This window comes from Kitasatospora sp. NPDC056800 (genome assembly GCF_042789775.1).
Classification (GTDB): domain Bacteria; phylum Actinomycetota; class Actinomycetes; order Streptomycetales; family Streptomycetaceae; genus Kitasatospora.
In genome coordinates, this window is record NZ_JBHUAL010000269.1 from 1 (window position 1) to 10,853 (window position 10,853).

A 10,853-nucleotide genomic window follows, 5' to 3' on the forward strand; every position below is an offset into this window, starting at 1 on the left:
CTTCCGGGAAGGAAGCGGCGGGCCGCCGGTGGAGCCGTGCGGGGCGGGCTCAGATGAGGCCCAGCTCCTGGACCGCGTCGCGCTCCTCGGTCAGCTCCTTGACCGAGGCGTCGATGCGGGCGCGCGAGAAGTCGGAGATCTCCAGGCCCTGGACGATCTCGAACCTGCCGTCCTTGGTGGTGACCGGGAAGGAGGAGATCAGGCCCTCCGGAACGCCGTAGGAGCCGTCGGAGACGACACCCATGGAGGTCCAGTCGCCCTCGGCGGTGCCGTTGACCCAGGTGTGCACGTGGTCGATGGCGGCGTTGGCGGCCGAGGCGGCCGAGGAGGCGCCACGGGCCTCGATGATGGCGGCGCCGCGCTTGGCGACGGTCGGGATGAAGTCGTTCTCCAGCCAGGCCAGGTCGCTGCCGACGGCCTCGAAGGCCGGCTTGCCGGCGATCTCGGCCTGGAAGACGTCCGGGTACTGGGTCGCGGAGTGGTTGCCCCAGATGGTGACGCGCTTGATGTCCGAGACCAGGGCGCCGGTCTTGGCGGACAGCTGGCCGACGGCGCGGTTGTGGTCCAGGCGGGTCATCGCGGTGAAGCGCTCGGCCGGGACGTCCGGGGCGTTGCGCTGGGCGATCAGGGCGTTGGTGTTGGCCGGGTTGCCGACGACCAGGACCTTGATGTCGTCCGCGGCGTGGTCGTTGATGGCCTTGCCCTGCGGGCCGAAGATGCCGCCGTTGGCCTGCAGCAGGTCGCCGCGCTCCATGCCCGCGGTGCGCGGACGGGCGCCGACCAGCAGCGCGACGTTGGCGCCGTCGAAGGCCTCGTTCGGGTTGTCCGTGATGGTGATGTCGCGCAGCAGCGGGAAGGCGCAGTCGACGAGCTCCATGGCGGTGCCCTCGGCGGCCTTGAGGCCCTGCGGGATCTCCAGGAGGCGCAGGTTCACCGGCACGTCGGCGCCGAGCAGGTGGCCCGAGGCGATGCGGAAGAGCAGCGCGTAGCCGATCTGGCCGGCCGCGCCGGTGATGGTGACGTTGACGGGGGTGCGGGTCATTTCTACCTTCTCCAGCAAATCGCCAGGCGCCCCAGGCACACCGGCACTGGAGCCAGGATGATCTCTCTCGACGTCGAGAGACCGGCGTCAGGTTATCGCAAAGGGAAGCGTACGCCTGGTGTCCCGGCGTGGCTGATGCGTCACAGAAGAAAGGCGGCCCCCGCCCGGGCCCTGGATTTCCATGGCGTCGGGCGGGGGCCGTCACGGGCCGCGGATCAGTGCCGGGGCCGGCCCATCAGCTGGCCGATGTTGTCGAGCAACGGGATCTGCACCCACGGGTTCGGCTGCGCCACCAGGGTCAGCAGCACGATCGAGAGGCCCAGGAAGCTCAGCACGATCACGTCGGTGAAGCGGCTGCGCACCGCCAGCATCCCGACCTCGGGCAGCACCAGCCGCAGCACCGCGCCGAGCAGCACGCCGCCGCCGAGGATCAGCAGCCCGTACTTGAAACCGTCCTTGAAGTCGGCGAACCAGGTGACCGCGAGGCCGGCGCCGACGACCAGCAGGACGAGCGTGATCGGCCACTGCCGGACCGGCAGGGCGTGATCGCGTCCGAGGGCCGCGGCCGAGCCCTCGGGCGGCAGGGTGCCGGTGGTCTTGACCGGCCTGCGGCGGGACCGGGCCGATCGCGGTTCAGTCATGCTCGCCGTCCCTGGGGTGTCAGATGCCGGCGCGGCGCTCGGCCGCCTCGACGATGTTGTTGAGCAGCATCGCGCGGGTCATCGGGCCCACGCCGCCGGGGTTCGGGGAGATCCAGCCGGCCACCTCGGCCACCCCCGGGTGCACGTCGCCGACGATCTTGCCCTCGCTGCGGCTGACGCCCACGTCCAGCACCGCCGCGCCCGGCTTGACGTCCTCCGGCTTGACCAGGTGCGGCACGCCGGCGGCGGCCACGATGATGTCGGCCTTGCGCAGGTGGGCGCCGAGGTCCCGGGTGCCGGTGTGGCACAGGGTGACGGTGGCGTTCTCGCTGCGGCGGGTCAGCAGCAGGCCGATCGAACGGCCGACGGTGATGCCGCGGCCGACCACGACCACCTCGGCGCCGTTGATCTCGACGTCGTGGCGGCGCAGCAGCTCGACGATGCCGAGCGGGGTGCACGGCAGCGGGCCGTCGATGCCCAGGGCGAGCCGGCCGAGCGAGGTCGGGTGCAGGCCGTCGGCGTCCTTGTCCGGGTCCATCAGCTCCAGGACCGGGTTCTGGTCCAGGCCCTTGGGCAGCGGCAGCTGGACGATGTAGCCGGTGCAGGTCGGGTCGGCGTTGAGCTCGCGGACGACGTTCTCCACGTCCTCCTGGGTGGCGGTGGCGGGCAGCTCGCGCTGGATCGAGGCGATGCCGACCTCGGCGCAGTCCTTGTGCTTCCCGTTCACGTACCAGCGGCTGCCCGGGTCGTCGCCGACCAGGACGGTGCCGAGGCCGGGCGTGACGCCCTTCGCCTTGAGGGCCGCCACGCGGGCGGCGAGTTCGGACTTGATCGCGGCGGCGGTGGCCTTGCCATCGAGAATCTGGGCAGTCATGACCCCATTCTCCCGGATCGCCGGGGGTCTCCGTACCGAGGGCGTCCGACCGCTCGGGCCGCGGTTCCGGGGGTGGCCGGGCCGGGGAACGGGCGCCCGGCCGGGCGGGGGAACAGCCGGGGGAACCGGCGGGTGAACGGACGGGTACGAAGGTCCACCGCACATTGCGGTTGCGCCACAGTCTCGGCGCGGCACGCGGAACCGGCTGGACAGGGCGCCGTCGTCCGGATGACGATAAGCGCATTCCCGCCGCGAACCGGCCCGGTGACGGGCCGACGGACCCGCGGTGGGGCGTACCCGGGGGAAAGAGCCAGTGAGCCGACCAGAGCAGAGCCAGCAGTCCGACCGCGGGGGCACCGTCCCGCCCGCACCGCACCCGTCGGCTGCCTCGCGCCCCTGACGCTCACCACGCTGCCGAGCCGCGGCGCCCGTCACCGCCGCCGGGCTGTCACCCCGCTCGGCTAACGTCCCCTTCGGCCGGTGACCCTTGTCACCGGCCGGCACCGGGCCGTCAGCGTCCCGTCCCCGCGTCCCCGTAACTGCCCGGAGGCATCCATGAGTTACCCGCCCGACCCGAACAACCCGTACGGCCAGCCGCAGGCCGCCCCGGGCTACGGCTACCCGCAGCAGGCCCCGCCGCCGCAGGCCGCCCCGGGCTACGGCTACCCGCAGGCCGCCCCGGCCTACGGCTACGCGCCGATGGCCCCGCCGTCCATGCCGGGCCTGGTGACCACCGCCCGCGTGCTGCTGTTCATAGTCGGCGGCGTGCAGACGCTGCTCGCGATCCTCTACATGGTCATCGGGGCGGTCGCCAAGGACGCCACCAACGCCACCCGGGCCGCGAGCGAGGACAACCCGTTCACCGCGCTGGGCGACGCCGCCGCCGGCGTCCTGATCGTCGTCGCCGTGCTGTTCGGCCTGTTCGCCGCGCTCTCCATCACGCTCGGCGCGAAGTTCGGCAAGGGCGGCAACGCCGTCCGGGTCACCACCATCGTGTACGGCTCGCTCGGCGCCCTGATCGGCCTGCTGATCCTGCTGGGCGCCATCACCGGCGGCACCGCGGTCGGCCTGGTCATGGCCCTGCTCTGGCTGGCGATCAGCATCATCTGGATCACCGCCATGTGCGTCCAGGACGGCGTCAACTGGTTCAACCGGCCGCGGTACTGACCGGCCCGCAGGACCACGCCGGAGCGGCCCGGCTCCCTCCTCGGAGGGGGCCGGGCCGCTCTGTCGTTCCGTCACGCCGTCACGCCGGCGGCGGGATCAGTGGAAGAAGTGCCGCGCGCCGGTGAAGTACATGGTCACGCCGGCCTCGGCGGCCGCCGCGACGACCTCCTCGTCACGGATCGAGCCGCCGGGCTGGACGATCGCCTTGACGCCAGCCGCGATCAGGATCGCCGGACCGTCCGCGAACGGGAAGAAGGCGTCCGAGGCCGCGTAGGCGCCCTTGGCGCGCTCGCCGGCCCGCTCGACCGCGAGCTTGCAGGAGTCCACCCGGTTGACCTGGCCCATGCCGACGCCGACCGAGGCGCCGTCCTTGGCCAGCAGGATCGCGTTGGACTTGACGGCCCGGCAGGCCCGCCAGGCGAAGGCCAGCTCGGCCAGCTCGGCCGCGGTCAGCGCCTCGCCGGTGGCGAGGGTCCAGTTCGCCGGGTCGTCGCCCTCGGCGTGCACCCGGTCGGCGTCCTGGAGCAGCACGCCGCCGGAGACCGGGCGCACCTCCTGGCGGTTGGCCGGGGCCTCGGGGGCGAGCAGCACCCGCAGGTTCTTCTTGCGGGTGAGCACCTCCAGGGCGCCCTCCTCGTAGCCGGGGGCCACGACGACCTCGGTGAAGATCGGGGCGATCTGCTCGGCCAGCGCCACGGTGACCGGGCGGTTGACGGCGATCACGCCGCCGTACGCGGAGACCGGGTCGCACTCGTGGGCCTTGCGGTGCGCCTCGGCGACGTCGGCGCCGGTCGCGATGCCGCACGGGTTGGCGTGCTTGATGATCGCGACGGCCGGCTCGGCGTGGTCGTAGGCGGCGCGGCGGGCGGCGTCGGTGTCGACGTAGTTGTTGTACGACATCTCCTTGCCGTGCAGCTGCTGCGCGCCGGCCAGGCCGCCGGTGCCGTCGCTGTACAGCGCGGCGCCCTGGTGCGGGTTCTCGCCGTAGCGCAGCACGTTCTGGCGCTCCCAGGTGGCGCCGAGGAACTCGGGGAAGCGCTCGTCGCTGGGCGCGTAGCCGGCCTCGAACCAGGAGGCGACGGCCACGTCGTAGGCGGCGGTGTGGGCGAACGCGGCACCGGCCAGGCGCTTGCGGGTGGCCAGGTCGAAGCCGCCCTCCTGGGCGGCCTTCAGCACGTCGCCGTAGCGGGCCGGGTCGACCACCACGGCCACCGAGGGGTGGTTCTTGGCGGCGGCGCGCACCATGCTCGGGCCGCCGATGTCGATCTGCTCGACGCACTCGTCCGGGGTGGCGCCGGAGGCGACGGTGGCCTTGAACGGGTAGAGGTTCACCACGACCAGGTCGAAGGGCTCGACGCCGAGCTCGGCCAGCTGGGCGCGGTGCGACTCCAGCCGCAGGTCGGCCAGCACGCCGGCGTGCACGCGGGGGTGCAGCGTCTTCACGCGCCCGTCCAGGCACTCCGGGAAGCCGGTCAGCTCGGAGACCTCGGTCACCGGGACGCCGGCGGCGGCGATCCGGCCGGCGGTGGAGCCGGTGGAGACGATGGCGACCCCGGCGGCGTGCAGGCCCTGGGCCAGCTCCTCCAGACCGGTCTTGTCGTACACGCTGATCAGCGCGCGACGGATCGGACGAACGTTCTCCGAAACGGGCGTGGTGGAGCTGGCACTCATGCCGGAATCCATACCTTTCGGTCCTCGATGCGGTGACCCTCGCGGGCCAGCCGGCCCACGATGTCGACGAGCAGCTTGCGCTCGACAGTCTTGATGCGCTCGTGCAGCGCTTCGCCGCCATCGGCGTGGTCGGCGTCGACGACCTCGACGACGCCCTGCGCGATGATCGGCCCGGTGTCCACGCCGGAGTCGACCAGGTGGACGGTGCAGCCGGTGACCTTCACCCCGTACGCGAGCGCGTCGGTGACGCCGTGGGCGCCGGGGAAGGCGGGCAGCAGTGCGGGGTGGGTGTTGACGATCCGCCCGGTGAAGGCGGCGATGAACTCGGGGCCGAGGATCTTCATGAAACCGGCCGTGACCACCAGGTCCGGCTGGTACTCGGCGACGGAGGCGGTCAGCGCGCGGTCCCAGGCGGCCCGGTCCGGGTGGTCCTTCACCCGGTGGACGAAGGTCGGCAGGCCCGCCTTCTCCGCCCGCTCCAGACCGGCGATCCCGTCCCGGTCCGCACCGACGGCGAGGATCTCGGCGCCGTACGCCGGATCGGCGGCGGCCTCGATCAGCGCCTGCAGGTTGGTGCCGGAGCCGGAGACCAGCACGACCAGGCGGGCCGGTCCGGGCGTACGGGGCGGGAAGTGCTGGGCGGGGGCGGCGGCCACTGCGCGTTTCTCCGTAGGTCGGGCGCCGTCCGCTGGTACGTCCACCGGCGGTGGGGCCACTACGAACGGCAGGTCGAGCGAGGGGGAACTCCGGGGAAACCCGCCGCGACGCGGGCCCGGGGGAACCTCTGTGGGCTGCTGACCGTCACCACGATAACGGCTGGTCGGACGGCCTCCGCACCCTCCCGGCGGCGCTACGCGCGTAGTTGAGACGGGAATCTCCTCCGGCCCGCCGCACCGGAGTTGCCCCGGCCCGCACCGGCCCACCGACGGGCAGCGGGCGGCCCGACGGACGGCCGCGGGACCATCCCGCCGGACGGCCGCCGGATCGGCCTGCGGGATCATTGGGGCGCGGAAGACCGCTCCGACCCGAGAACCTCCGAACGAGCCCCGACCGAGAAGGAATGGCTGAACCCATGAGCAGCGGCGACGACACCGGCGAGCGCAACCCCTTCGCGCCGCCGCCGGCGGATACCCCGGACCAGCCGTGGCAGCCGCGCAGCCCCTGGGCCGGCGGGGGCCAGGACGGCCCCGGCGGCGAGGACGGCGGGCGCCCGCAGCTTCCGCCGCCGTGGGGCCCCGGCGGCGACGGCCGCCCCGGCCAGCGGCCGCCGGCCCCGCAGCCGCCCCGGCTCGACCCCGCGGACCCGGCCCACCGCAAGGCCCGCAACGCCGCGCTGGCCGGACCGTTCGCGCTGGTCTGCCTGTTCACGGGGTTCCACTGGATCGCCCTGCTGGCCGGGGCGCTCGGCATCGTCTGGGGCGTCGGCGCGCTGCGGGCCCGGCGGCCCGCCCCGGCCGCCGGCGCGCTCGCCGGGCCGGGCGGCCCGTACCCCGTCGCCCCCGCGTCGAACCCGCTCACCCCGGCCGCGCTCGCCGGGATCCTGACCGGCGCGATGACCATCGTGGTCGCCACCTCGGTGATCGGCCTCGGGTACCACTACCGCGAGTACGTCACCTGCGTCCAGGACTCGCTGACCTCCGTCGGCGCCCAGAACTGCGACCGGTACGCGCCGCAGTGGTACGTGGACTTCACCGGGAACGCCGAGTAGCCGGGCCTCCGGGACCGGTCGGGTCTCCCGGGCGGCTCATTCGGTCCGGTCCGCGCGGACGGCCTGATCCGTGCGGGCGGTCTGATCCTCAGGGCCGGCCGGGTCCCGGTCCTCGGGGCCCGGTTCGTCGGCGGTCCCGACGCCCGGTCCGGAGAGCCGCAGCACCAGGGCGTACGTACCGGCGCGCAGTTCCAGTGCGCCCCGGCGGGCCTGCCGCACGAGCCGGGCGTACACGCCCCCGCCGTCCGCCGGGCCCAGCGTGCGGTACCGGACCAGCAGCGCCCCCGGGACGGCGACCAGCGCGATCCAGCCCGCCGCCGCCGGGCCCGTCCACGGCACCGGCCCCACCCAGGCCAGCCGCTCCCCCGCCAGCGCCCCGCCGGAGAGCCAGCCCAGCACCGCTGCCCCGGCCCCGACCGACAGCGCCGCCGCCAGCGCGGCCACCGCCGTCGCGGCCGGCGGCCACGGCTCGGGCTGCTCCCCCGACCCGGCGCCCGGCAGCCGCCGGCCCGCCGCCGCCCGCCCCAGCAGCACCGCCGGTACCACCCCGGCCAGCAGCGGCAGCACCGACACCGCGAGCCGCCAGCCACCCGGCCCGTCCGCCGGCAGCAGGGCGAACAGCGGGACCTCCGGCACCGGGCCCAGCGCCGTACCGACCGGCGACACCACCGTCCCCGCGCCCACCGCGAAGCCCGGACCCAGCGCGTACGCCGCGCCCCACAGCACCGCGTTCGGCAGCAGCACCAGTGCGAGCAGCAGCAGCCCCACCACCGCGACGGGCCCGCTCCCCAGCAGCGCCATCCCGCGCCCGCCGCCGGCCACCGCGTCCAGCACCGCCGAGCACACCACCAGCAGGCCGCCCGCCGCGACCAGCCCGGCCCCGGCCGCCAGCGCCGCGGCCCGGACCACCGGCGCGCCGTCGACCGGGCGGTACGGGGGCGGGAGGAGGTCCAGCGGGGAGTCGGCCGGCACGTCGAGGACGGTCACCGAACGGGCCCCGGCGGCCGTCGCCAGGCCCGCGACCGACACCACCACCAGGACGTCCAGCAGCACCCGGCTGCGGAACAGCCCGTCGCCCGCGCAGTGCAGCGCCACCCCCACGGCCACCGCGCAGTACCCCGCCCACACCGCCGCCGGGCCGCCCCAGCGCGGGCGCGGCCCGCGCCGCGCCGCCACCCCGGCGGCCGCCCGGTGGAGCCGGACCACGGCCAGGACGCCGAGCAGCAGCGGAGTGACGGTCAGCGGGGCGTCCGTCGGCCCGCGCAGCAGCGGCGCCCCGTGCCCGAGCAGCCAGAGCACCCCCGCCAACCGGGTGACAGCGGCCGCGCCGTCGTCCGCGTACGGCGTCGCGACCCAGAGCCCGAGCACCGGCAGCCCGACCGCCGCCAGGCCGACCAGCGCCGTCCGCACTCCCGCCAACAGGTCGGCCAGCGCGGGGCGTCCGCCCAACACGCCGGGCGGTTCCAGGATCGGACGACCCATCAGCTGCGTCATGGGCCACATGGTGCCAAGGCGACTCGCCATGCTCCGTGAAGCGCCAAACCGCCGCCGTGTCCCAGATTATTGGCTTATGCGCATTTTCAGACCCTGCCCCCAAGCCGCCGGCGCCCCGGCCCGGAGCGTCTGATGACCACGCCACCCACCGCCGACTCCCCCACCCCGGAGCGCCACCGCAAGCCCGACCATGCCGGGACCGACGCGGGCCGCCTGCTGCGGAAGCTGACCCCCCGTGAGGCCCAGACCCTGGCCCACCTCGCGGCCGGCCACGACCTCCCCCGCACCGCCGCCGCCCTCGGGGTCACCCCGAACACCGCTCGCAGCTACCTCCAGCGCGCCCTGCGCAAGCTCGGCACCCGCACCGAGGCGGAGGCCTTCGCCCTGCTGGCGGGCGCGCTGCCGCACCCCCCGGACCCCGGCCCGGCCGGGCGCCCCGCGAACCCCGCCGGCCTCGACCCGGCCGCCACCGGCCCCGGAGCGGGGGCAGCGGCGGGGGCAGGCGGGGAGGCGACCGGGAAGCGGCGCCGCACCCGGAGCGGGAAGCCCGCCCCGGCACCCTCCGGCGGCACCCCGCGGGCCGCCGCCGACGAGCGCGCGCGGACGGCCCGGCCGACGCGGGGCGTGGACGGCGGCGCGAGCCCCGGGGCTCCGGCCGAGGATCCGCGCCAGACCTCCACAAGGGGCGCCACCCCCGGGCGCGCGCAGGGGGCGTGCACGCCCGCGCTCCCGACCGGAGGCGCCGCCACGGACCACGGGCCGACGGCCGCTGCCGACCCCGGCCCACCCGGCGGCGGAAGCGAGTCGGCGCCCCCTGCCGACCCCGGTCGGCACGCTGACGCCCCCGGCACCGGACAGGGCCGGACGGAGAACTCCCCGTCCGCAGGCCCCGGCCACGCGCCGACGGCCGCCACGGACGCGGACGGCCGCGGCGGCGCTCCGTACCGGGCCCCGGCCGCGCAGGATGCCGACGGAGCGCGGCCGGCACCCGCCCCCGTGGAGCGCGCGTCCGCCGACCCCGGTCAGGCATCGAAGGAGCACGCCACCCCCACCGGGCGCGGCCCCGTCAGCCCCGGCCGGGCGGCGCTGGCCGCCGCCGCGCCCTCGAGCGCGGAGGACGACCTCGACGCGGAGACCCCGGAAGTCACCTTCGAGGAGCTCTACGAGACTGTCCACACCCGGCTGGTGCAGCAGGTGTTCCTGCTGACCGCCTGCCGGCACCGGGCGGTGCACTGCGTACGGCAGGCGTTCGGGGAGGCGCGCCGGAGCTGGGGCGCGGTCACCGCTTCGGGGAACCCGGAGGGGTGGGTGCGGGTGCGCGCCTGCGAGCTGGCGCTGTCCCCGTGGCACCGGGGCGGGCCCCGGCGGTCGCACGCGTGGGGGCTGCCGCACCGGCGGATCAGGGTGCGGCCGGCCGACGAGTCGCAGGCGGTGCTGCCGGACCACGACCGGCTGACCGACCGGGACCGGGCGCTGCTGAAGGCGCTGAAGCGGCTGTCCCGCCCCCAGCGCCGGGCGCTGGTGCTGCACGACGGCCTGGGGTTCCCGGCGGCGGCGGTCGCGGTGGAGGTGGAGTCCACCCAGGCGGCGGCCGAGGGGCGGGTGTGGGCGGCGCGGGCGGCGCTGGCGCAGTGGGTGCCGGAGCTGGTCGGGCCGGATCCGGCGGAGCCGGGCTTCGCGGACGGGCTGAGCGGGCTGCTGCACCGGGCGGCGGTGCGCGGCTGCCCGGAGCCGCACCGTGCGCCGGTGGCGGTGCTGCGGGCCCGGCACCGGCTCTGGACGGCGAGCCGGACGGGCGCGGCGGCGCTGCTGACGCTCGCGGTGGGCGGGGCGGTGCTGGCGACCCTGGCAGGGGTGCGCCCGGCGGGGCTGTTCCGGCCGTCCGCCCCACCGACGCCCGCGGCCTGTCTGCCCGCCGCTCCGCCCGCCCCCGGGGCGGAGGCGGCGGACTCGGCGGACGCGGCGAACGCGGCGGGGCCGGGTGTGCCGCTGCTGCCCGGCGGGGCACCGAACGGCATCACCAGCATCTGGTGCAGCCCGGCGCCCGGTCTGGAGGCCGTCCTGGTGGATCCGCGGCCGCAGGCGGCCGCGCGCTGGGAGCTGCCGGCGGCGGCCCGGGGCGCCGCTCCCCCGCCGCAGGGCCCGGTGGCCTGTCCGCTGTGGTCGCCGCTGCCCTGCACCACGGGGCCGAGGGAGCGCTGAGCGACCGGGGGCGCGCCGGAAACGGCGAGCGCCCCCGCCCTCACCGGGCGGGGG

At 76.0% G+C, this 10,853-nt stretch carries 9 protein-coding genes; 3 read left to right on the plus strand and 6 right to left on the minus strand.

Translation table 11 applies throughout. The features are described 5' to 3' along the window. Positions 1–49: 49 nt before the first annotated feature. From ACFRQN_RS37185 to ACFRQN_RS37195, 3 genes are all read right to left on the minus strand, one after another. Positions 50–1,042: a malate dehydrogenase gene (locus ACFRQN_RS37185; RefSeq protein ID WP_074003925.1), complete on the minus strand. Its 993-nt coding sequence runs from the start codon at positions 1,040–1,042 to the stop codon at positions 50–52. A 215-nt stretch (positions 1,043–1,257) separates the two neighbouring features. Beyond that, positions 1,258–1,683: a DUF3017 domain-containing protein gene (locus ACFRQN_RS37190; RefSeq protein WP_049654793.1), complete on the minus strand. Its 426-nt coding sequence runs from the start codon at positions 1,681–1,683 to the stop codon at positions 1,258–1,260. Positions 1,684–1,702: 19 nt separating this feature from the next. Continuing rightward, positions 1,703–2,557, minus strand: coding sequence for a bifunctional methylenetetrahydrofolate dehydrogenase/methenyltetrahydrofolate cyclohydrolase (locus ACFRQN_RS37195; RefSeq protein WP_049654792.1), 855 nt, complete (start codon positions 2,555–2,557; stop codon positions 1,703–1,705). Between the two features lie 555 nt (positions 2,558–3,112). Between ACFRQN_RS37195 and ACFRQN_RS37200 the strand changes: the two genes are divergently transcribed. Further along, complete coding sequence (locus ACFRQN_RS37200; RefSeq protein WP_049654791.1) at positions 3,113–3,724, plus strand: hypothetical protein; 612 nt, start codon at positions 3,113–3,115, stop codon at positions 3,722–3,724. Positions 3,725–3,820: 96 nt separating this feature from the next. Here ACFRQN_RS37200 and purH read toward each other — a convergent pair whose 3' ends face one another. Continuing rightward, positions 3,821–5,395, minus strand: coding sequence for a bifunctional phosphoribosylaminoimidazolecarboxamide formyltransferase/IMP cyclohydrolase (gene purH, locus ACFRQN_RS37205; RefSeq protein ID WP_380744980.1), 1,575 nt, complete (start codon positions 5,393–5,395; stop codon positions 3,821–3,823). Then, complete coding sequence (gene purN, locus ACFRQN_RS37210) at positions 5,392–6,051, minus strand: phosphoribosylglycinamide formyltransferase (RefSeq protein WP_049654788.1); 660 nt, start codon at positions 6,049–6,051, stop codon at positions 5,392–5,394. The genes purH and purN overlap by 4 nt, the downstream gene beginning before the upstream one ends. Positions 6,052–6,467: 416 nt before the next feature. Here purN and ACFRQN_RS37215 point away from each other — a divergent pair, with 416 nt between their 5' ends. Beyond that, positions 6,468–7,103: a hypothetical protein gene (locus tag ACFRQN_RS37215; RefSeq protein WP_380744982.1), complete on the plus strand. Its 636-nt coding sequence runs from the start codon at positions 6,468–6,470 to the stop codon at positions 7,101–7,103. 36 nt (positions 7,104–7,139) lie between these two features. Here the strand turns inward: ACFRQN_RS37215 and ACFRQN_RS37220 are convergent, their stop codons facing one another. Then, on the minus strand, positions 7,140–8,597 hold the full coding sequence (locus ACFRQN_RS37220) for a DUF6350 family protein (protein WP_380744984.1): 1,458 nt from the start codon (positions 8,595–8,597) through the stop codon (positions 7,140–7,142). A gap of 132 nt (positions 8,598–8,729) precedes the next feature. Between ACFRQN_RS37220 and ACFRQN_RS37225 the strand changes: the two genes are divergently transcribed. Further along, positions 8,730–10,799 (plus strand): sigma factor-like helix-turn-helix DNA-binding protein, encoded by a 2,070-nt coding sequence (locus tag ACFRQN_RS37225; protein ID WP_380744986.1) that lies wholly within the window; start codon positions 8,730–8,732, stop codon positions 10,797–10,799. Positions 10,800–10,853 lie beyond the last annotated feature (54 nt).